Below are 20,742 nucleotides of genomic sequence, written 5' to 3' on the forward strand. Positions count from 1 at the left end.
CGCCCATGCGACTTAAGTTCGATAGCGGGCCGGCTGCGACGGGCCATACTCGATGTTCGCCCTCTTAATAACAACAAACACAGGGTTATCCATCGATGAGTTATCAGCAGTGCTATGACCGCTCCATCGCCGCGCCCGCCGATTTCTGGGCCGAGCAGGCCGCCGAGCTGGCGTGGTTCCACAAGCCCACGGAAATCCTGCGCAACAATCCCGACGGCACTCACCAGTGGTTCGCCGACGGCCGCCTGAACAGCTGCTACCTGGCCCTCGACCTGCAGATCGAGGAGGGCCGCGGTGACCAGCCCGCCCTGATCTACGATTCGCCGGTCACCGGCAGCCAGCAGACCTTCACCTTCAAGCAGATGCACGACGAAGTGGCGCGCCTCGCCGGGCTGTTGCGCGAGCTTGGGGTCGAGCAGGGCGACGGCGTGGTGATCTACATGCCAATGGTGCCCCAGGCGGCGATGGCCATGCTTGCCTGCGCGCGGATCGGCGCGGTGCATTCGGTGGTGTTCGGCGGCTTCGCCCCGCACGAGCTGGCCCTGCGTATCGACGATGCGCGGCCGACCCTGCTGCTCACCGCCTCCTGCGGCCTGGAATTCGACAAGGTCATCGAGTACAAGCCGCTGGTCGACCGGGCCCTGGAACAGGCCAACCATCAGCCGCGCAAGGTCCTCGTCCTGCAACGGCCGCAGGCCCGCGCCAGCCTGGTAGAAGGCCGTGACCTCGACTGGCAGGCCGCGCTGGAAAACGCCACGCCGGTGCCGCCGGTGGAGCTGCGCGCCGCCGATCCGCTGTACATCATGTACACCTCCGGAACCACCGGCAAACCCAAGGGCATTGTCCGCGAGAACGGCGGCAATGCCGTGGCCCTGCGCTTTGCGATGAAGAACATCTATGGCATGCAGGCTGGGGACGTGTGGTGGGGCATTTCCGATGTCGGCTGGGTAGTGGGCCATTCGCTGATCGTCTACGGCCCGCTGATGAATGGCTGCACCACGGTGTTCTACGAGGGCAAGCCGATTCGCACCCCGGATGCCGGGGCCTATTGGCGCGTGGTCGAGCAGTACCGGGTCAATGGCCTGTTCTGCGCACCGACCGCGATGCGCGCGATCCGCAAGGAAGACCCGGATGGGCTGTTGCTGCGCCGCTACGACCTGAGCTCGCTGCGCCAGTTGTTCCTTGCCGGCGAGCGTCTCGATTCCAGTACCCATCAATGGCTGGAAAGCGTCAGCGGCAAGACTGTCCACGATCACTGGTGGCAGACCGAAACCGGCTGGCCGGTGACTGCGCCGTGCCTTGGCCTGCAGGGCAGTGGCGGGCGTGCGGGCTCGAGCAACCGCGCAGTCCCGGGTTACCACGTGCAGGTGCTGGATGAGGACGGGCAGGTACTCGGGGCCGACCAGCAGGGCGCGATCGTGATTGCCCTGCCGTTGCCGCCGGGGTGCAGCCAGACCCTGTGGGGCGATCATCCGCGCTATCTGGAATCGTACCTGCAAGCCTATCCGGGGTATTACCACACCGGGGACGGCGGCTATCTGGACGAGGATGGCTTCGTCTACATCATGGGGCGTACCGACGATGTGATAAACGTCTCCGGGCATCGCCTGTCCACGGGGGAAATGGAAGACCTGGTGGCGCGGCATCCGGCGGTGGCGGAATGCGCCGTGGTGGGTGTGCGCGACGAGATCAAGGGCCAGGTGCCGCTGGCGTTGCTGGTGCTGAAGGATGGCGTGGACAGCAGCGAGGCGCAGTTGCAGGCCGAACTGGTGGCCACGGTGCGCGAGCAGATCGGCGCGCTGGCCTGTTTCAACCGGGTGCGGGTGGTCAAGCGCTTGCCCAAGACGCGATCGGGGAAGATCTTGCGCGCGGTGTTGCGCAAGATCGCCGACCAACAGCCGTATGTGGCGCCGTCGACCCTGGATGATCCGGCGGTGCTGGTGGAGATCGAGGAGGTGTTGGCTGGGCTTGCCAGGAGTGCCTGACAGGTAGTGGTTGGCTTTGCCGGCCTCATCGCTGGCAAGCCAGATCCCACAGGTTACGCGATACCTGTGGGAGCTGGCTTGCCAGCGATGAGGCCATCAGCAACAACACATCACTCAGGCCCAACCTGCTGAAGCTGCCCCAACCGGCTCCGCGTCCTCGCCAGATCGGCAACACTGCCGTTCAGGCTCTCTGCCAATGGTCGCTCGCCGACCAGCAGCAGCTGTTTGTCGCGGTCATACAGCACGTCGATCAGGTTGATAAAGCGCTGCTGGGCGGCGATGGTGCAGTCTTCCAGGTCCGGCAGGCCTTCGATGGTCCAATGTTCAAATCGCTGGATCAGTTCCAGATAGTCGATCACCGCGGTGGCCTGCTCGCAGATGGCAGCAAAGTCGAACACCACGCTGCGCTCATCCCGCACCCGGGCAGGCAACTCCCGCTTGTTCACCTCCAGCACTTCTTCGTGGCTCGCCGTGGCAAAGCCCAGTCGCTGCAACTGCTCCGCCGTCCCGGGCCAGACATAGTGCCCCTGGGTAAAACGCTGCTGGCGGCCGGCGTCGGGGAGGGCGCGGTAGTCCTGCTCGCCGCCGACCTCGAGCACCTCCATGCGCGCCTCGATCAGGTGGATCACCGGCTCGAAACGCTGGTGATAGAGCGGATTGGGCAACAGCCCCCTGGGCGGGTAGTTGGAGGTGACGAGGACGAAGATGCCGCGCGCGAACAACGCCTTGTACAACCGCGTGAGAAGCATGGCGTCGCCGATATCGTGAACATGGAATTCATCGAAGCACAGCACCTGACAATCACCGAGCAACCCGTCGAGGGTCACCGCGAGGGCATCTTCTTCCCGGCGGTGTTCGAACATGCCTTGGTGCAGACGGGCGAAGAAATCGTGAAAGTGCAGGCGGCGCTTGGGAATATTGTCCAGCGCGTTGAAGAACCCATCGAGCAGCCAGCTCTTGCCGCGCCCGACCTCGCCGTACAGGTACAGGCTGCGCGCCTGGCCGCCTTGCAGCCGGGCAGCCTGTTCGGCCATGGCTGTGATCACCCGCTGCTGGCCCTGGCTGAGGGTGTAGCCCTGCTGCCGCGCCTTGTCGGCGAAGAAGCGCTGGATCCCGCTGGCGACACCGGGCTGCGGAGCAGGGGCGGCGGTCAGGTGTTGGCGCAAGGCGCGCAGGGGCGAGCGGATCCAGGCAGGCAAGCGGTGTTCCTCATGACAGGCAGGCGACGAGCGGCGGCAATATTAACCAGATAGTGAAAAGCGCTGCCAGTCGAGACTTCCGTGTTCGTCGGAAAATTCCTGTACAGGAGCTGTACATTTCCTGATCAGCTGGCAGCATTTTCCTCGGCTGCTACCCTGAACTCCAGGTCAATTCCTGCAAGGACAGGGAGGGAAGGTGAAGGGACGATCACTGGTAGCGCTGTTCGGGCTCTGCGCGGCCCAAGGCGTTGCTGCCACGGATTTCCTCGTCGAAGTGCGCATCGACGTACAGCGCGGCTGCCTGCTGATTCACGAGCCTCGCTCGGCGGCCGCTGAGGCTTTGGGCGTGCTGGATTTTGGCCAGAGCCCGCGCCTGGACGACCCCGCCGGTCCGCTGAGCAGCCAGTTGCTCGCCCAGCGGCCACCCCGGCTGGAATGCAACCCGGACACTGCCTACCAGGTCCAGGTCGATGGCGGCCTGCATGGCGGCACGGGTGATGTGCGCTACCTGGTATCCAGCGATCCGCGAGCCAAACCCATTCCCTACCGCCTGTTCCAGGATCCCGCCTGGCGCGTGCCGCTGTCGGTGAACATCGCCCAGCACGCCCGGGTACCGGACAGCGGAACAGTGGAACTTCCCTTGTACGCACGTATCGACACACAGACCGAGCTTCCACGGACGGGGCGCTATTCGGACTTGGTGAAGGTGACCGTCACCTGGTGACGGCCGAAGGTAGCATTGCTTAGGGAGCGAGCAACATGCAGACATCACGCATTCTTCTGTTGAGCCTGGGACCGCTCCTGCTCAGCCCCGCCGTAGACGGCGCGGTCAGCGGACACATCGAGGCACGCCTGGTGATCACCTCGGCGTGCCAGATCAGCAACGACCCGAGCGTCACCGCTCCGGCTGAAGGCGGCGGCGTCCTCGACTTCGGCCAGCAGGGCCCGCTGTGGAACCAGACCCTGCGCGCCGCCATCGACGATCCGGGCGGCAGCGGCAACCTGCAGATCAGTTGCAACCCCCAGGTGCGCGCCTTCACCGTGACCATCAATGGCGGCGCCAACCCCGACGGTGCCACCCGCCGGCTGAGCAACGGCGGCGTGCTGATTCCCTATCAGCTCTCCACCGACCCGGCCGGCCGCAGCAACTACGGGATCGGCCAGCAGCTCAACTTCACCGTGAGCAGCGCGCAGCAGATCCCCATCCCCATCTACGGCGTTGTCGTAGCCAACCCCAAAGCCCTGCCTGCGGGCGTTTATCGCGACACCCTGACGGTGACGCTGGACTGGTAACAGCCATCAAGGAGTGAACCCATGAAACCGACTCTCTCCCGTTTCCTCTTCGCCAGCGTAGGGCTGTTGCTGGCATCCCAGGCCCAGGCGGCCACGGTCACCGGAACCATCAACGCCTCGCTGGTGCTGATCTCCAGTTGCCAGGTCAATGGCTCCACGGCCACCACCGGGGCCAACTTCGGTGCCTTGAACTTCGGTACCCAGACCGCGCTGTTCACCACGGCCGGCGCCCAGGTGCTGGCGGGCGGTGGCGGGGCCATGAGCATCCTTTGCTCCAATGGCGCGATCCCGGTGATCAAGATCGGCGCTGGCGCCCATGACGGAGCGTCCGCTGGCGGCACCCGGGCCTTGGCCGATGGCTCCGGCAACTCGGTGCCCTACGACTTCTATTCCGACTCCGGGCTCACCACGGTGATCCCGATCAACGGCACCATCACCTTGCCGACCAGTACCGGCGCTGCGCAAACCGTGAATCTTTACGGTAAGGCAACGGGCAAGGCCGGGCTGCCGCCGGGTACCTACACCGATATCGTGGCGGTCGAGCTGAGTTTCTGAGCCATGCACGTGCGCCTGGCACTAGGCCTGGCGCTGCTCGCGGCAGCAGCGCCGGTGCCGCTGGATGCGGCCACCACCAGCACCTTCCTGGTCAATGCGACGATCCAGGCGGGGTGCCTGGTGGTGGGCGGGGTGACCACCTACGGCAACCTGGCGTTCGGTACCTTCTCGGCCCTGTCGACGTCTGCCGTGACCACCCAGTTGAGCGGCACCACGGTGACCCTGCAATGCACGCCGGGGGTGGCCCTGAGCATGAAGATCGGTGGCGGGCAGAACAACAACGGCGTGCGCAACCTCAAGCGCAGCACCGGCAGCAACCTGGTGGCCTACCAACTGTACAGCGACGCCGCCTTCAGTCAGGTACTGGGCATCGACCAGACGGTGACCGTCAGCTACTCCGATCCCACGGCGATCAAGTTGCCAGTGTATGCCCGGGCACAACTGACCGGGACGCTGCCGGCGGGGAACTACAGCGACGTACTGCAAGTGACGTTGACCTTTTGACGGCGTAAAGGCCGCAATAACAAAAACACCATGAAGGAGAGCTGCATGGTCAGGGACAGGGCGAAGCTGGCGTTGGCGGCATTGCTGCTGTGGGCCGGAGTGACGCAGGCGGCGACATCGGTGCTGATCTGGCCGATCGATCCGGTGATCGAGGCCGAGCAGAAGGCCGGCGCACTGTGGCTGGAAAACCGCGGTGATGAAGAGGCGAACCTGCAGATCCGCATTTTCGCCTGGCGCCAGGGCGAGTTCGACGACCAGTACCAGAACCAGCGCGAGATCATCGGCAGCCCGCCGCTGGCGAAGATCGCCCCGGGGCAGAAACAGTTGATTCGCCTGACCCGTACCGGCACCTCGCCGGTCGGCCAGGAACAGGCCTACCGCATCATCATCGACGAGATCCCGCCGGCCCTGCCGCCGGACAACGCCGACAAGCCGCAGGCGGCGGTGCGCTTCCAGATGCGTTATTCGGTGCCGCTGTTCGTCTATGGCCAGGGCCTGTGGGGCAAGGTCGATCCCACCGGACAGCGCAGCGATGCCGGGGTCGGCAAGCCGCAACTGAGCTGGCGCCAGGTCTCGGCGCAAGGGCGCAACTACGTGGAAATCCGCAACACCGGCCCGGTGCATGCGCGCCTGACCGATGTGGTGATGCAGCAGGGCGGGCAGAACCGTCCGGTGGTGGAGGGTTTGCTCGGCTATGTGTTGCCGGGGGCGACCATGCGCTGGCCGGCGCCATTGCAGGCCTCGGCCGGGACGGTGTTGAAGGGACGAATCAATGGCGGCGACACGGCGCAGACCATAGGTCAGGGCCAATGAGCTGAACGGATAAAGGATGAACCAGGGGCCAGGGAGGACCCGACGATGGTGGGACACGGTGCGTGAAGGGATTTCTCTACGGTACCTGTCCGCTGGTGTTGGCGGGCGGCATGGCGTTGTTCGTGGTCAGCCCGCTGTGGGCGGGCGAACTGCCGCCGCCGCCCTCCGGGCAGGAGGCGATCAGCGATGCAGAGTTGTACCTGGAACTGGTGGTCAACCAGATGAGCAGCGGTAACGTGGTGGTCGTGCACCAGCGCTCCGGTCGTTTCTATGTGGCCGCCAGCGACCTGCGTGCGGTGGGTATCGAGTTTCCCGTGGCGGTACCGGAAGAGGTGCCCCTCGACAGCGTCAGCGGCCTGCACAGCGACTACGACAGCCAGGCCCAGCGCCTGAACCTGCAGGTGCCGCCGGGCTGGCTGCCGAACCAGCGCATCGGCAACCGCGCCCTGGGCCCGGGCGGCGAGGCCCACAGCAGCTTCGGGGCCTTGCTCAACTACGATGCCTACCTCAACGACACCGACGATATCGGCAGCAGCCTGTCGGTGTGGAACGAGCTGCGGGTGTTCGACAGTTGGGGCACCTTTTCCACCACCGGGCAGTGGCGCCAGCAGATCAGCGGGCGCAACTACGCGGAAAACCAGCGCGGGTTCCTGCGCTACGACACCACCTTCCGCTACACCGACGAAGAGCGCCTGCTGACCTTCGAGGCGGGTGACGTGATCAGCGGTGCGCTGCCCTGGACCAGCTCGGTGCGCCTGGGCGGCGTCCTGGTCTCGCGGGACTTCTCGGTACGCCCGGACCTGGTCACCTATCCGCTGCCGGCCTTTGCCGGCGAGGCGGCGGTGCCGTCCTCGGTGGACCTGTTCATCAACGGCTACAAGAGCGCCAGTGCCGACCTGCAACCCGGGCCCTACACCCTGACCAACGTGCCCTATATCAACGGCGCCGGGGACGCGGTGGTAGTGACCACCGATGCACTGGGCCGGCAGGTGTCCACCACGCTGCCGTTCTATGTCACCAGCACCCTGTTGCAGAAGGGCATGAGTGATTTCTCCGTGGCCGCCGGTGCCCTGCGCCGCAACTACGGGATCAGCGACTTTTCCTACGGCAAGGGCCTGACCTCGGCCAGCCTGCGTTACGGCGTCAGCGACAGCTTCACCCTGGAGACCCACGGCGAGGCGGCCGAGTCCCTGGCCCTCGGTGGCGTTGGCGGCAACCTGCTGGTGGGCACCTTCGGCGTGGTCAACGCGGCGGTCAGCCAGAGCAGCTTCGACAGCCGCAGCGGCCAGCAACTAAGCCTCGGCTACCAGTACAACAGCCAGCGCATCGGCTTCAATTACCAGCGCCTGGAACGTTACGGCGACTATGCCGACGCCTCGCTGCTGGAGAGCCCCTACCTGCGCCTCAGCCAGCGCAGCGAGCAGGTCACGGTCAGCCTCAACATGGAGCGCTACGGCAGCCTTGGCGCCGGTTATTTCGACGTGCGTGCCGGCGACAATTCGCGCACCCGGCTGGTCAACCTGAGCTGGAGCAAGTCGCTGTGGGCCAATACCAGCCTGTACCTCTCGGCCAACCGGGAGATTGGCGGCGAGCAGTGGGCGGCCCAGGCGCAACTGGTGATCCCCTTCGACCTGCACGGCACCCTCAGCCTGAGCACCGAGCGCAACCAGACCGGCGAGAATATCCAGCGGGTCAACTACAGCCGCGCCGTGCCCAGCGATGGCGGGCTGGGCTACAACCTCGGCTATGCCACCGGCGGCGACCAGGACGCCTATCGCCAGGCCGACCTGACCTGGCGCCTGCAATCGGTACAACTGCAGGCCGGCACCTACGGCACCAGCCAGGCCATGACCCGCTGGGCCGATGCCAGCGGCTCGCTGGTGTGGATGGACGCCGGGGTGTTCGCCGCCAACCGCATCGATGATGCCTTCGTCGTGGTCAGCACCGACGGCTTCGCCGATGTACCGGTGCGCTACGAGAACCAGATGGTCGGACGGACCGACAGCAAGGGCCATCTGCTGGTGCCCTGGAGCAGCGCCTATTACCGCGCCAAGTACGAGATCGACACCCTGGAATTGCCGGCCAACGTACGTTCGGACAATGTCGAGCAGCGCGTCGCGGTACGCCGCGGCGCCGGGTATCTGCTGAACTTTTCCCTGAATCGGGTACGGGCGGCGAGCATCGAGCTGGTCGATGCCAGCCACAAGGACCTGCCCCTGGGCAGTCAGGTCCGCCATCTGCAGACCGGTAGCGCAGCGGTGGTGGGCTGGGATGGCCTGGTCTACATCGAAGGGCTGGCCGAGCAGAACACCCTGGAAGTGCAGATCGCCAACGCTGGCAAATGCATGGTCCAGTTCAGCCTCGAAGCCGGGCAGGACGATGTGCCGCTGCTTGGCCCGCTGGTGTGCAAATGAAGCGCCTGTTTCTGGTGCTGATGCTGGCGTTCGTCGCCCAGCGGGTAGAGGCGCAGTGCGCGGTAGTACAGGCGACCAATGCGGCGTTCGGCAGCGTGGCGTCGACCACGGTGGCCTCCACCGTGCAGACCTCTTCCAGCGGCAACGCCGGCCTGCGCTGCAGCGGGTCGCTGCTGACCTTGCTGCGCAGCGATGACTTCTTCAAGGCCACCTTCACCCCGACCGGAAACACCACCGGGCTGGTCGGGCCCACCGGCGACGTTATCCAGTACACGCTGTATGCCGACAACACCACCTCACACCCGATCACCCGCGGCCAGCCCTTCGACTTCGCGCGCAATGGCATCATCGATCTGCTGGGGCTTCTCGGCAGCGTGGTACCCGCGACCATCCCGGTGTATGTACGCACCCTGACCGGCAGCAACGTCGCCGCCGGCAACTACTCGGAAACCTTCACCGTGTTCTGGAACTGGGACTACTGCTATGGCATCGGTGTCGGTGGCTTGTGCCTCGGGCGCCAGACCACCAGCGGCAGCACCACCATGACCGTGACCCTGACGGTCACCGCCGACTGCCAGATCACCACGCCGACGATCAACTTCGGCACGGCGCCGGTGGTCAGCGGTTTCTCCACGGTGAGCCAGAGCGTCAGCCTCAGTTGCACCAAGGGCAGTGCCTATACCGTGGGCTTGAATGATGGTTTGTATGTGTCGGGCGGGCGGCGGCGGATGAAGTCGGCGGCCAACAACTACCTGGCCTACGACATTTTCAAAAGCGCGGGAGCGGTGCGCTGGGGCTCGTTGACCACGGCGCGGCGTGCGAGCAGTGATGCGGACATCAATCCGGGGAACGGCACCGGGACCGGGAGCCAGGTGTTCAACTACAACGCCAGGGTCTACACCGACCAGGCCACGCCGCCGGCGGGGGCTTATCAGGACAGTGTGATCCTGGATGTGGCCTTCTAGAACGACGCTGACCCCTGTGGGAGCTGGCTTGCCAGCGATTAGGCCCGACCGGACAACATCATTGCTCCTGCCGGCCTCATCGCTGGCAAGCCAGCTCCCACAAGGTTTGTGTCGTGCTTTGGATCAGCGCAATTCGTTGACCATCTGCCCAATCGTATCCAGCACCGCCGAGGCCAGTTCCTTCGAGCGCTTGCCCGACCACCCGGTCGCCGGATTCGGTGCATCGTCATGGTCCTTGAACGGCATCTCCAGGGTCAGCGACAGGCAGTCATGGGCCTGGCCGACGGCATTGCAGGCCAGGGTCATGTTGGCCTGGCTCGGGGCGCTGCGCGGGTAGCCGTGGACATCCTGGAAGTCCCGGGTCAGCCCGCAGAGGGTCTTGCGGAAGCGCTCCTCAAGCCCGGCAATGCGCGGTGTATAGCCCGGGTTGCCTTCGCAGGCAGCGGTGAACACATGGGGAATCTCCTCGTCGCCATGGGCATCGAGGAACAGGTCGACGCCATGCAGCTTCATCTGCTGCTGGGCGAACAGCACTTCCGGAGTCTGCTCGCTGCTCGCATCCTGCCAGGCACGATTCAGGTCGAAGCCCCTGGCGTTGGTGCGCAGGTGGCCGCGGAAGGCGCCATCGGGGTTCATGTTGGGGATCAGGTACAGGTCGGCGGCTGCCAGCAGTTGCTGCAGCGTGGCGTCGTTGCCTTCGATGCGCTCGATCACGCCTTCCATGAACCACTCGGCCATATGCTCGCCGGGATGCTGCTGGGCAATGATCCACACCTTGCGCTTGCCTGCCGCGCCGTCACCGACCCGCAGCAGCGGAATATCGCGCCCTTCCACGCTACGCCCGGTGGCCAGCAGGGTCACGCCGGGCAGGTGCCGGGCACGTTCGATCAACTGATTGTGGCGGGCACGGGAGTAGGGCTCGAAATAGGCGAACCAGGCTTGCGGCTCGCTGGCTTCAAGGCTGAAGTGCAGGGCCTTGCCATCGAAGCGGGAGGGCACGCGGAACCAGTTCTGCTGGTCGTAGGAGGCCACGGCGTGATAGCCGTCCCAGGCCTTGTTGTAGGAAGACTCGCCGGCATTCTCCAGGGTGAAGGTGTGGGTCTGGCCGGGTGTCAGGCCGCTGGCCTTGAAGTGGAACCACTGGAAATGAGCGCTGGCCGTGTCGGGGCGGATCGCCAGGCGCACCTGGGCGGGATTGCTGGCATCCCGAACGAGGATGTTGCCGGAGTCGAAGTCGCAGTCGATGCTCAATGCGGTCATGGCCTGGGTCCTGTGCAGAGTTGTTATGGGCGACAACTCTACACAACCCGGTCAGGACCAGAAACCCAACGCCAGCAATGCGGCAAGACCCAGGCCCATGGCCACGGTGCAGCCGCCCAGGGAGAAGGCGGCGCGGCTCTGCCGGTACCAGAGGTTTTCGCCCAGTACCCGGGCCGGGGCCAGCAGGCTGCGCCAGCGCAGTTCGGTGGCGTGGAAGGCCGCCAGGTGCTCCGGGTCGGCGTCCAGCCAGCGGCGGAAGTCGATGCGTTCGCTGGCGGTGATCTGCGGGCTTTGCAGGCGCACATACCATTGGCCGGCGGCACGGGCGAGCGGGGTGGAAGAGGGCAGGGACGCTTGCAGTACCTGGTTCATCTGCCGCTCGACCGTGGCGTCGGGCAGGTCCAGGCGCTTGGCGATGACGGCAAGGGTGAGTTGATCGAGGCGATTGAGCAGGAACACCTGTTGTACCCGGCGCGGCAGCTCTTTCAGGCGGTGCAGCAGCGCCAGTTCGGCGGCGTCGGCAGCGTCGGCGCGATGGTCCAGCGGCAGCAACAGACGGGTCATGGTTCCAGCTCCTTGCGGTGGAAACGGAGGAGGCGAGTAGGGGGCATCTTCCTTGACGCGGTTGAGAGCTTAATCGTAACGAGATTGATTCTCAAGTGCTAATTTCAGCAAAGCTTTGTTACGGGGTTACGGCGACGATAGTCCTTTGATATCATTGCCACATTAAGTAACACACCGCCTTCATTAGCCTGAAGAGCCCAAAAAAAAGACCCGGCAAAAAGCCGGGTCAAAAACCGTGATTAGCCTGATGAGGAGATAATCTGGAGTCCGACCTAAGGGCTCCGGGTTATCCAACCAGTCTCGCGACCAGTTGCGATCAATAATAATCGTTCTCATTTTCAAGTCAAATGAATTTTCGGTAATTTTACGAAAATTCTTTCTTCCCGTGCCTGGAACCCAGGCAGTCCGGGCCTTCACGCTGTTGTTATTCCTTCCTGACGTTCATTTCTTCCCTGCGTTTTCCTCGTCTTTCCTGACCTGGCTGTGGCTGCGGTCAAGCATCGCGCGCGCGAGATTGATCAGGTGCATGCTCACCAGCACCTGGTCCTGGGTCTTGTCGCGCAAGTGTTGCGCCGCCTCGTAGGCGGTGGACGAAGCGCAGCGCAGCAGCCAGATGGCCTGTTCGGCGGCGGCCTGGGGCGAAAGATCGTCGCGGGCGACCACCAGTTGCATGTCTTTCAGCCCGGGGGAGTGCTCCGGCGCCGGGTTGAAGTAGTGGTCGAGAGCACGTTGTACGGAGTCGCTGTGCAGGTGGCTGGAGGTGCTTGCAGTCATGTAGAGGGTCTTCCCTGAGGGCAGTTGAGAGGCATGGGGAAATATAGTACCTAGCGTATTTCTTTCAGGATTTTAAATACTACAATTTGTGTATTGAGCGAGAATGAGCAGTCCGTATCGTGCCTGCGATGGAAAAATGGATCGCACTAGTCAAAAGACGGATGGGTGAGCTCAAGCTCACGCAAGAGAAACTGGCCGAACGTGTCGGGGTGACCCAGGGCTGCGTCGGTTTGTGGCTGCGTGGCGAGCGCGAGCTCACCCTGACGCGCATGAATCATGTGCTGGTATGCCTGGAGCTGCCGCACATGAGCATGAAGCCTACTCCGGACACCGAGGAGGAGCCGGCCAACTATGGCCTGCCCACGACCTTCCGCTATCCCTTGTCGGACTGGGTGGCGCTGACGGACTTCGCTGATGATGCGGAGGGTGCCGAGGAGATCACCGACTACAAGGCGCTGGGCAAGGCCTTCTGGCTGCGGATCGAGGGCGATGCGATGACCGCGCCGAGCGGTTTGAGCATTTCCGCCGGTATGCTGGTCCTGGTCGATCCTGGCGTCGAGGCCGAGGTCGGGCGCCTGGTGCTGGCCCGGGTGCCGGGTAATCCCCAGGGCCTGTTGCGGCAGTTGGTGGTGGAGGGCGGGCAGCGCTTTCTCAAACCACTCAATCCGACCTACCCGATCATGCTCTGCGGTGAGGACTGCGAGTTGCTTGGGGTGGCTATCCAGGCCGGGATTCGTTTCTGAGCCCATACCAACTAAAAACGGCGCCCGAGGGCGCCGTTTCTGTTTTTCAGCTTCAAGCCGCAAGCTGCAAGCCACAAGAAAAAGCGGCAGCGACGCAACCTGCTGTTTCTTGCAGCTTGAAGCTTAAAGCTTGGAGCTCACTCCTCCAGCGCCACCAGCACACTCCCTTCGCTGACCATCTCACCTTCCTGGCAGTACAGCGCCGAAACTGTCCCGGCATGGGGCGCACGGATGCTGTGTTCCATCTTCATCGCCTCCAGCACCACCAGCTGGGTCCCGGCCTCGACCACCTGGCCCGGTTCCACCAGCACCCGCACGATGCTGCCGTTCATGGGCGCCGTCAGGCCGCCCTGATGGCCGTGGCCGGCTTCGGCTTCGGCGATCGGGTCGAATGCCGTGACGGCATGCAGTTCGCCGTTCCAGCGCAGATAGAGGCTGTCACCACGACGGATCGCCTGATGCTGATGACGCACGCCATTGTCATCGACCCGCAGCATTTCCCCGTCCAGCCTGAACGCTGATTGCGCGCAACGCTCCAGGCTCAGTGCCTGCTGCTCGCCGTTGCTGCTCAGATGCAGGCTGATATGCGCTGGCAGCCCTGCCCGGAAGCCTTGGCGCGAAGCCCAGGGCGAGGCGGCATCGTCGCCGCGCGAGGCCAGGGGCAGGCCTTGTATCCACGCTTGCGCCGCCGCTTGCCAGAATCCGGCGGGCAGGGCGCTCGGCGCCGGCAGCAGTTCGTCGTGGTAGCGCGGGATAAAGCCGGTATCCAGCTCTGCGGCCGCAAACGCCGGATGGGCGAGGATGCGCCGCAGGAAGCTGATATTGGTCTTCACCCCACCAATGGCGAATTCATCGAGCATCGCCAGCAGCCGCAGACGCGCCTGTTCACGGTCTTCGCCCCAGGCGATCAGCTTGCCCAGCATCGGGTCGTAGAACGGCGACACCTCGTCGCCCTCGGCCACCCCGCTGTCGACCCGACGCCCGTCGCCTGCAGTGCTTTCCCGATACAGCGCCAGCTTGCCGGTCGCCGGCAGAAAGTCATTGGCCGGATCTTCCGCATACAGCCGCACCTCGATGGCATGGCCGATCAGCGGCACCTGCTCCTGGGTGATCGGCAAGGCTTCGCCACGGGCCACGCGGATCTGCCAGGCCACCAGGTCCAGCCCGGTGATCGCCTCGGTGACCGGGTGCTCGACCTGCAGGCGCGTGTTCATCTCCATGAAGAAGAACTCGCCACGGGCATCGAGCAGGAATTCCACGGTGCCGGCGCCGACATAGCCGATGGCCTGGGCCGCACGCACCGCGGCTTCACCCATGGCCCGGCGCTGTTCGACGCTCAGCCCCGGTGCCGGCGCTTCCTCGACCACCTTCTGGTGCCGGCGCTGGATCGAGCAGTCGCGCTCGTTGAGGTACAGGCAGTTGCCGTGCTGGTCGGCGAACACCTGGATCTCCACATGGCGCGGCTTGAGGACGTACTTTTCCACCAGCATCCGCGAGTCGCCGAACGAGGATTGCGCTTCACGCTGCGCCGAGGCCAGGGCTTCACCCAGCTGGCTTTCCTGCTCGACCACCTTCATGCCCTTGCCACCACCACCAGCAGTGGCCTTGAGCAGTACCGGATAGCCGATCTTCTCGGCGGCGGCGCGGAAGGTCTCCAGGTCCTGGGCCTCGCCGTGGTAACCCGGTACCAGCGGCACCCCGGCGGTTTCCATCAGGGCCTTGGCCGCCGACTTGCTGCCCATGGCCTCGATGGCGCTGGCCGGCGGGCCGAGAAAGATCAGCCCGGCGTCCTCGATGGCCTTGGCGAAACCGGCGTTCTCGGACAGGAAGCCATAGCCCGGGTGGATCGCCTGGGCGCCGCTGGCCTTGGCCGCAGCGATCAGCTTGTCGATGACCAGGTAGCTCTCGGCCGGCTTGGCGCCGCCCAGGTCGACACGGATATCGGCTTCACGACTATGGCGTGCCTCACGGTCCACCGCACTGTGCACGGCGACGGTGGTCAGGCCCAGGGATTTGGCGGTGCGCATCACCCGGCAGGCGATCTCGCCACGGTTGGCGACCAGCAGGGTGGTCAGCTCGGGACGGCTCATGGGCGAGGTTCCTTGTTGGACGAGTCGGCCAGCCAGGCCGGTTGGCGTTTTTCCAGGAAGGCATGCAGGCCCTCCTGGCCTTCCGCGCTGACGCGGATGCGGGCAATGGCGTTCTCGCAGTAGCTGCGGATGGCTGCGGTCGGTTCTCCCGCGCCGACTTCACGCAGCAGTTCCTTGCTGGCGCACATGGCTTGCGGGCTGTTCTGCAGCAGGTTGGCGATCCAGTCTTCCAGGCGCTGCTCCAGTTCCGCCGCCGGGTAAGCCTCCGCCAGCATCCCCAGCTCGCGGGCCCGCAGGCCGCTGAAACGCTCGGCGGTCAGGGCATAGCGACGCGCGGCACGTTCGCCCATGGCCTGTACCACGAACGGGCTGATCACCGCCGGGGCCAGGCCGATGCGCACTTCCGACAGGCACAGCTGGGCATCTTCGGCGCCGATCGCCATGTCGCAGCAGGCGATCAGGCCGAGGGCGCCACCGAAGGCCGCGCCCTGGACCACGGCCAGGGTCGGCAGGCGGAGCTGCGCCAGGTTGTACATCAGCTTCGCCAGCTCGTGGGCGTCGTCCAGGTTGCTCTGCAAGTCGAGCGCCGCGCTCTGCTGCATCCAGGCCAGGTCTGCACCGGCGCTGAAATGCCGGCCACGGCCACGCAGGATGACGAAGCGCAGGCGGGTATCGGCCGCCAGTTCATCGAGGGCAACGATCAGCTCGCGGATCATTTCGGCGTTGAAGGCGTTGTTCTTGTCCGCACGGCTCAACCACAGGGTGGCGAAGCCGCGGGGATCCTTGATCAGTTCGAGGGTGCTGAAGTCGGTCATCGGTCACATCCGGAAAATGCCGAAGCGGGTAGCTTCGATCGGTGCGTTGAGCGAAGCGGACAGGGCCAGGCCGAGGATCTCGCGGGTCTGCGCCGGGTCGATGACGCCGTCGTCCCAGAGCCGGGCGCTGGAATAGTAGGGGTGACCCTGGTGCTCGTACTGGTCGAGAATCGGCTGCTTGAGCTTCGCTTCGTCCTCGGCGCTGAAGGCCTGGCCGCTGCGCTCGCTCTGCTCGCGCTTGACCTGGGCCAGCACCCCGGCAGCCTGTTCGGCGCCCATCACGCCGATCCGCGCGTTCGGCCACATCCACAGGAAGCGCGGGTCATAGGCGCGCCCGCACATCCCATAGTTACCGGCGCCGAAGCTGCCGCCGATGATCACGGTGAATTTCGGCACCTTGGCGCAGGCCACCGCGGTGACCAGCTTGGCGCCGTGCTTGGCGATGCCACCGGCTTCGTATTTCTGCCCGACCATGAAGCCGGTGATGTTCTGCAGGAACAGCAACGGAATGCCGCGCTGACAGGCCAGTTCGATGAAGTGCGCGCCTTTCTGCGCGGCTTCGGCGAAGAGGATACCGTTGTTGGCCAGGATCGCGATCGGGTAGCCATGCAGGTGGGCAAAGCCGCACACCAGGGTGGTGCCGAACAGCGCCTTGAATTCATCGAACACCGAGCCGTCCACCAGCCGGGCGATGATCTCGCGCACATCGAACGGCTGCTTGGCATCGGCCGGGACCACGCCGTACAGCTCGTCGGTGTCGTACAGCGGGGCGATCGGCGTGCGCAGTTGCAGCTCGCCCTGCTTGTGCCAGTTCAGGTTGGCGACGCAGCGCCGGGCGATGGCCAGGGCGTGCTCGTCGTTGTCGGCGTAATGGTCGGCCACGCCGCTGGTCTTGCAGTGCACATCGGCACCGCCCAGGTCCTCGGCGCTGACCACTTCACCGGTGGCGGCCTTCACCAGCGGCGGGCCGGCGAGGAAGATGGTGGCCTGCTGGCGGACCATGATGGTCTCGTCGGACATCGCCGGCACATAGGCGCCGCCAGCGGTGCACGAGCCCATGACCACGGCGATCTGCGGGATGCCCTGGGCGCTCATGTTGGCCTGGTTGAAGAAGATCCGCCCGAAGTGCTCGCGGTCGGGGAAGACTTCGTCCTGGCGCGGCAGGTTGGCGCCGCCGGAGTCCACCAGGTACAGGCAGGGCAGGCGGTTCTGCTGGGCGATGGCCTGGGCGCGCAGGTGCTTTTTCACGGTCAGCGGGTAGTAGGAGCCGCCTTTCACCGTGGCATCGTTGGCCACGATCATGCATTCGACACCTTCGACCCGACCGATACCGGCGATCACGCCAGCGGCGGGGACGTCTTCGCCGTAGACCTCATGGGCGGCCAGTTGGCCGATCTCCAGGAAAGGCGAGCCCGGGTCGAGCAGGCGATCGATACGATCGCGGGGCAGCAGCTTGCCGCGCGAGGTGTGGCGTTCCTGGGCCTTGGCTCCGCCACCCTGGTGCACCTGGGCGAGGAGGCTGCGCAGGCTGTTGACCTGTTCCAGCATGGTCGCGCTGTTGACGGCAAAATCCGGCGCGCGGGTGTTCAACTGAGACTTCAGAATCATCGGAGGTCCTTTGGCAGCTTCAAGCCATAAGCTTCAAGCTGCAAGAGTGGATCGGATGCAAGCCGCTTTTTTCTTGCAGCTTGGCGCTTGAAGCTTGCAGCTGCCCCTAGCGGGTCTCGTTGAACAGTTCGCGGCCGATCAGCATGCGACGGATCTCGCTGGTGCCGGCGCCGATCTCGTAGAGCTTGGCGTCACGCAGCAGGCGGCCGGCCGGGAATTCGTTGATGTAGCCGTTGCCGCCGAGGATCTGGATCGCTTCCAGGGCCATCTGCGTGGCGCGCTCGGCGGTGTAGAGGATCACCCCGGCGGCGTCCTTGCGCGTGGTCTCGCCACGGTCGCAAGCCTGGGCCACGGCGTACAGGTAGGCGCGGCTGGCGTTGAGCTGGGTGTACATGTCGGCGATCTTGCCCTGGATCAGCTGGAACTCGCCGATGCTCTGGCCGAACTGCTTGCGGTCGTGGATATAGGGCACGACGAGGTCCATGCAGGATTGCATGATCCCGGTAGGGCCGCCGGAGAGCACCACACGCTCGTAGTCCAGGCCGCTCATCAGCACCTTCACGCCGCCATTGAGCTTGCCGAGGATGTTCTCTTCCGGCACCTCGACATCGTCGAAGAACAGCTCGCAGGTGTTGGAACCGCGCATGCCCAGCTTGTCGAACTTGTTGCTGCGGCTGAAGCCCTTCCAGTCACGCTCGACGATAAAGGCGGTGATGCCGTGGGGGCCTTTCTCCAGGTCGGTCTTGGCGTAGATCACGTAGGTGTTGGCGTCCGGACCGTTGGTGATCCAGGTCTTGCTGCCATTGAGGACGAAGCGGTCGCCACGCTTGTCGGCGCGCAGCTTCATCGAGACTACGTCGGAGCCGGCATTCGGCTCGCTCATGGCCAGGGCGCCGATATGCTCGCCGCTGATCAGTTTCGGCAGGTATTTGGCTTTCTGTTCATGGGTGCCGTTGCGGTTGATCTGGTTCACGCAGAGGTTGGAATGGGCGCCGTAGGAGAGGGCGACCGAGGCCGAGCCACGGCTGATTTCTTCCATCGCCACTACGTGGGCCAGGTAGCCCAGGCCGGCACCGCCGTATTCTTCGCTGACGGTCACGCCGAGCAGGCCCATGTCGCCGAACTTGCGCCACATGTCGGCGGGGAACAGGTTGTCGTGGTCGATCTGCGCGGCGCGGGGCGCCAGTTCGCTGGCGACGAAGGCCTGCACCTGCTCGCGCAGCATGTCGATGGTTTCACCAAGGGCGAAGTTCAGGGAGGGATAAAGCATGCTCGGGCACCTTCTATTGTTTGTTCTTGGATGGGGCGGAGTAGCAGGGGTGGCGACCAGTGATTCTAGCCGCACTGTGTATTTCACCTTTACGTTAACGTAAACCTGCGCTGGTGGCCTGTCAATCGTCAAGGTGACCTTTACGTTAACGTTAATTTAGGCGAGAGTAGTTCCCGCCCCGATCAGCTCCCAGAACAAACACAAAAAGGGAACGCCATGAATCAACCGAGCTACACCCAGGGTCGCCAGGACAAGCCCTTGCTGGCCATGACCATCGGCCAGGCCTTCGACCGTACCGTGGCGCGCTTCGGCGAGCGCGAGGCGCTGGTGGTCCGCCATCAGCAGCTGCGCTACACCTGGGCCGAACTGGCTGCCGCCGTCGACCTGCATGCCCGCGCTTTCATGGCCCTGGGCCTGAAGAGCGGCGACCGTCTCGGCATCTGGGCGCCCAACTGTGCGCAGTGGTGCATTGCCCAGTTCGCCAGCGCCAAGGCCGGGATCATCCTGGTCAATATCAACCCGGCCTATCGCACCAGCGAGCTGGAATACGCGCTCAAGCAGTCCGGCTGCCAGTGGCTGATCTGTGCCGGAGCTTTCAAGAGTTCGGATTACCACGCCATGCTCGCCGAGCTCCTGCCGGAGATGGCGCACCAGGCGCCGGGGCAGTTCAACTGCGAGCGCCTGCCGGACCTGCGCGGGGTGATCAGCCTGGCCAGCGCGCCGCCAGCGGGCTTCCTTGCCTGGGACGGACTGGGGGAGTGGGGCGACAAGGTCGGAGCCGACGACTATCACGCCCGGCAGAGCAGCCTGCAGTTCGACCAGGCGGTGAATATCCAGTACACCTCCGGCACCACCGGCTTCCCCAAGGGCGCCACCCTCAGCCACTACAACATCCTCAACAACGGCTACATGGTCGGCGAGAGCCTGGGCCTCACCGAGCATGACCGCATGGTGATCCCGGTGCCGCTGTACCACTGCTTCGGCATGGTCATGGGCAACCTTGGCTGCATGACCCATGGCAGCACCATGATCTACCCCAACGACGCCTTCGACCCGGCCCTGACCCTGCAGGCCGTGGCCGAGGAACGCGCCACCGCGTTGTATGGCGTGCCGACCATGTTCATCGCCGTGCTCGACCAGCCGCAGCGTGCCGACTATGACCTGTCGTGCCTGCGCACCGGGATCATGGCCGGGGCCATTTGCCCGATTGAGGTGATGCGCCGGGTGATCAGCGAGCTGCACATGAGCGAAGTGCAGATCGCCTACGGCATGACCGAGACCAGCCCGGTATCGCTGCAGACCGGCCCGGACGACGAACTGGAGCTGCGCGTGACCACCGTCGGGCGGACCCAGCCGCAACTGGAAAGCAAGATCGTCGACGAGCATGGCTGCGTGGTCCCGCGCGGGCAGATCGGCGAGCTGTGCACCCGGGGCTACAGCGTGATGCTCGGTTACTGGGGCAATCCTTCCGCGACCGCCGAAGCCATCGACCCGGCGGGCTGGATGCACACCGGCGACCTGGCGAGCATGGACGGGCAGGGCTACGTGTGCATCGCCGGGCGCAACAAGGACATGATCATTCGTGGCGGCGAGAACATCTATCCGCGGGAGCTGGAGGAGTTCTTCTTCACCCACCCGGCGGTGGCGGATGTGCAGGTGATCGGTATTCCCGACGAGCGCTACGGCGAGGAGATCGTCGCCTGGATCAAGTTCCATCCGGGGCACAGCGCCACCGATGTGGAGCTGCAGGCCTGGTGCAAGAGCCGCATTGCCCACTTCAAGACGCCGCGCTATTTCCGCTTCGTCGAGGAGTTCCCGATGACGGTGACGGGGAAGGTGCAGAAGTTCCGGATGCGCGAGATCAGCATCGAGGAGCTCAGGCAGGGCTGA

General features: G+C 64.8%; 18 protein-coding genes. 10 read left to right on the forward strand and 8 right to left on the reverse strand.

Annotation, left to right across the window (positions count from 1 at the left end; translation table 11 throughout):
• Window positions 1-95 precede the first annotated feature (95 nt).
• On the forward strand, window positions 96-1,985 hold the full coding sequence (locus AC2CQI_RS04290) for a propionyl-CoA synthetase (RefSeq protein ID WP_484579294.1): 1,890 nt from the start codon (window positions 96-98) through the stop codon (window positions 1,983-1,985).
• A gap of 110 nt (window positions 1,986-2,095) precedes the next feature.
• On the opposite strand, the gene zapE is transcribed toward AC2CQI_RS04290, so the two are convergent.
• Window positions 2,096-3,184: a cell division protein ZapE gene (zapE, locus tag AC2CQI_RS04295; RefSeq protein ID WP_484579295.1), complete on the reverse strand. Its 1,089-nt coding sequence runs from the start codon at window positions 3,182-3,184 to the stop codon at window positions 2,096-2,098.
• Between the two features lie 196 nt (window positions 3,185-3,380).
• Here zapE and AC2CQI_RS04300 point away from each other — a divergent pair, with 196 nt between their 5' ends.
• The 7 genes from AC2CQI_RS04300 to AC2CQI_RS04330 all read left to right on the forward strand — a co-directional run bounded on the left by AC2CQI_RS04300 (window position 3,381) and on the right by AC2CQI_RS04330 (window position 9,728).
• Window positions 3,381-3,908: a Csu type fimbrial protein gene (locus AC2CQI_RS04300; protein ID WP_484579296.1), complete on the forward strand. Its 528-nt coding sequence runs from the start codon at window positions 3,381-3,383 to the stop codon at window positions 3,906-3,908.
• A 35-nt stretch (window positions 3,909-3,943) separates the two neighbouring features.
• Window positions 3,944-4,477: a Csu type fimbrial protein gene (locus tag AC2CQI_RS04305; protein ID WP_075803170.1), complete on the forward strand. Its 534-nt coding sequence runs from the start codon at window positions 3,944-3,946 to the stop codon at window positions 4,475-4,477.
• Between the two features lie 21 nt (window positions 4,478-4,498).
• Complete coding sequence (locus AC2CQI_RS04310) at window positions 4,499-5,032, forward strand: Csu type fimbrial protein (protein WP_484579297.1); 534 nt, start codon at window positions 4,499-4,501, stop codon at window positions 5,030-5,032.
• A gap of 3 nt (window positions 5,033-5,035) precedes the next feature.
• A complete protein-coding gene (locus AC2CQI_RS04315; RefSeq protein ID WP_075803168.1) occupies window positions 5,036-5,536 on the forward strand; it encodes a Csu type fimbrial protein in 501 nt (166 codons plus the stop codon).
• 45 nt (window positions 5,537-5,581) lie between these two features.
• Window positions 5,582-6,349, forward strand: a complete 768-nt coding sequence (locus AC2CQI_RS04320) for a fimbrial biogenesis chaperone (RefSeq protein WP_075803167.1) — start codon at window positions 5,582-5,584, stop codon at window positions 6,347-6,349.
• A 110-nt stretch (window positions 6,350-6,459) separates the two neighbouring features.
• The gene (locus AC2CQI_RS04325; RefSeq protein WP_484580581.1) at window positions 6,460-8,763 is read left to right on the forward strand and encodes a fimbria/pilus outer membrane usher protein; all 2,304 of its coding nucleotides are present in this window, start codon (window positions 6,460-6,462) and stop codon (window positions 8,761-8,763) included.
• Window positions 8,760-9,728 (forward strand): Csu type fimbrial protein, encoded by a 969-nt coding sequence (locus AC2CQI_RS04330; protein WP_484579298.1) that lies wholly within the window; start codon window positions 8,760-8,762, stop codon window positions 9,726-9,728. The genes AC2CQI_RS04325 and AC2CQI_RS04330 overlap by 4 nt, the downstream gene beginning before the upstream one ends.
• Window positions 9,729-9,851: 123 nt before the next feature.
• On the opposite strand, the gene AC2CQI_RS04335 is transcribed toward AC2CQI_RS04330, so the two are convergent.
• From AC2CQI_RS04335 to AC2CQI_RS04345, 3 genes are all read right to left on the reverse strand, one after another.
• Window positions 9,852-10,988 (reverse strand): M14 family metallopeptidase, encoded by a 1,137-nt coding sequence (locus tag AC2CQI_RS04335; RefSeq protein WP_484579299.1) that lies wholly within the window; start codon window positions 10,986-10,988, stop codon window positions 9,852-9,854.
• A gap of 51 nt (window positions 10,989-11,039) precedes the next feature.
• Window positions 11,040-11,552, reverse strand: coding sequence for a DUF4880 domain-containing protein (locus AC2CQI_RS04340; RefSeq protein WP_484579300.1), 513 nt, complete (start codon window positions 11,550-11,552; stop codon window positions 11,040-11,042).
• A 441-nt stretch (window positions 11,553-11,993) separates the two neighbouring features.
• Complete coding sequence (locus AC2CQI_RS04345; RefSeq protein ID WP_075803163.1) at window positions 11,994-12,326, reverse strand: hypothetical protein; 333 nt, start codon at window positions 12,324-12,326, stop codon at window positions 11,994-11,996.
• A 161-nt stretch (window positions 12,327-12,487) separates the two neighbouring features.
• Between AC2CQI_RS04345 and AC2CQI_RS04350 the strand changes: the two genes are divergently transcribed.
• Window positions 12,488-13,069 (forward strand): LexA family protein, encoded by a 582-nt coding sequence (locus AC2CQI_RS04350; protein ID WP_256721093.1) that lies wholly within the window; start codon window positions 12,488-12,490, stop codon window positions 13,067-13,069.
• A gap of 137 nt (window positions 13,070-13,206) precedes the next feature.
• Here AC2CQI_RS04350 and AC2CQI_RS04355 read toward each other — a convergent pair whose 3' ends face one another.
• The 4 genes from AC2CQI_RS04355 to AC2CQI_RS04370 form a co-directional block, all read right to left on the reverse strand.
• Window positions 13,207-15,159, reverse strand: a complete 1,953-nt coding sequence (locus AC2CQI_RS04355) for an acetyl/propionyl/methylcrotonyl-CoA carboxylase subunit alpha (RefSeq protein ID WP_484579301.1) — start codon at window positions 15,157-15,159, stop codon at window positions 13,207-13,209.
• Window positions 15,156-15,974, reverse strand: a complete 819-nt coding sequence (locus AC2CQI_RS04360; protein WP_075803160.1) for a gamma-carboxygeranoyl-CoA hydratase — start codon at window positions 15,972-15,974, stop codon at window positions 15,156-15,158. Before AC2CQI_RS04360 ends, AC2CQI_RS04355 begins: the two co-directional genes overlap by 4 nt.
• A 3-nt stretch (window positions 15,975-15,977) precedes the next feature.
• The gene (locus tag AC2CQI_RS04365) at window positions 15,978-17,582 is read right to left on the reverse strand and encodes a carboxyl transferase domain-containing protein (RefSeq protein WP_075803159.1); all 1,605 of its coding nucleotides are present in this window, start codon (window positions 17,580-17,582) and stop codon (window positions 15,978-15,980) included.
• 106 nt (window positions 17,583-17,688) lie between these two features.
• On the reverse strand, window positions 17,689-18,852 hold the full coding sequence (locus tag AC2CQI_RS04370; protein WP_484579302.1) for an isovaleryl-CoA dehydrogenase: 1,164 nt from the start codon (window positions 18,850-18,852) through the stop codon (window positions 17,689-17,691).
• 216 nt (window positions 18,853-19,068) lie between these two features.
• Here AC2CQI_RS04370 and AC2CQI_RS04375 point away from each other — a divergent pair, with 216 nt between their 5' ends.
• Complete coding sequence (locus AC2CQI_RS04375) at window positions 19,069-20,742, forward strand: AMP-binding protein (protein ID WP_484579303.1); 1,674 nt, start codon at window positions 19,069-19,071, stop codon at window positions 20,740-20,742.

Source organism: Pseudomonas sp. P2S-1 (genome assembly GCF_057197725.1).

Coding starts and splice junctions, on each gene's coding strand:
- AC2CQI_RS04325 (WP_484580581.1), top strand. CDS start 6,460: ATGGCGTTGTTCGTGGTCAGCCCGCTGTGGGCGGGCGAACTGCCGCCG.
- AC2CQI_RS04315 (WP_075803168.1), top strand. CDS start 5,036: ATGCACGTGCGCCTGGCACTAGGCCTGGCGCTGCTCGCGGCAGCAGCG.
- AC2CQI_RS04370 (WP_484579302.1), bottom strand. CDS start 18,852: ATGCTTTATCCCTCCCTGAACTTCGCCCTTGGTGAAACCATCGACATG.
- AC2CQI_RS04345 (WP_075803163.1), bottom strand. CDS start 12,326: ATGACTGCAAGCACCTCCAGCCACCTGCACAGCGACTCCGTACAACGT.
- AC2CQI_RS04310 (WP_484579297.1), top strand. CDS start 4,499: ATGAAACCGACTCTCTCCCGTTTCCTCTTCGCCAGCGTAGGGCTGTTG.
- AC2CQI_RS04320 (WP_075803167.1), top strand. CDS start 5,582: ATGGTCAGGGACAGGGCGAAGCTGGCGTTGGCGGCATTGCTGCTGTGG.
- AC2CQI_RS04365 (WP_075803159.1), bottom strand. CDS start 17,582: ATGATTCTGAAGTCTCAGTTGAACACCCGCGCGCCGGATTTTGCCGTC.
- AC2CQI_RS04330 (WP_484579298.1), top strand. CDS start 8,760: ATGAAGCGCCTGTTTCTGGTGCTGATGCTGGCGTTCGTCGCCCAGCGG.
- AC2CQI_RS04355 (WP_484579301.1), bottom strand. CDS start 15,159: ATGAGCCGTCCCGAGCTGACCACCCTGCTGGTCGCCAACCGTGGCGAG.
- AC2CQI_RS04340 (WP_484579300.1), bottom strand. CDS start 11,552: ATGACCCGTCTGTTGCTGCCGCTGGACCATCGCGCCGACGCTGCCGAC.
- AC2CQI_RS04375 (WP_484579303.1), top strand. CDS start 19,069: ATGAATCAACCGAGCTACACCCAGGGTCGCCAGGACAAGCCCTTGCTG.
- AC2CQI_RS04350 (WP_256721093.1), top strand. CDS start 12,488: ATGGGTGAGCTCAAGCTCACGCAAGAGAAACTGGCCGAACGTGTCGGG.
- AC2CQI_RS04360 (WP_075803160.1), bottom strand. CDS start 15,974: ATGACCGACTTCAGCACCCTCGAACTGATCAAGGATCCCCGCGGCTTC.
- AC2CQI_RS04335 (WP_484579299.1), bottom strand. CDS start 10,988: ATGACCGCATTGAGCATCGACTGCGACTTCGACTCCGGCAACATCCTC.
- AC2CQI_RS04305 (WP_075803170.1), top strand. CDS start 3,944: ATGCAGACATCACGCATTCTTCTGTTGAGCCTGGGACCGCTCCTGCTC.
- AC2CQI_RS04290 (WP_484579294.1), top strand. CDS start 96: ATGAGTTATCAGCAGTGCTATGACCGCTCCATCGCCGCGCCCGCCGAT.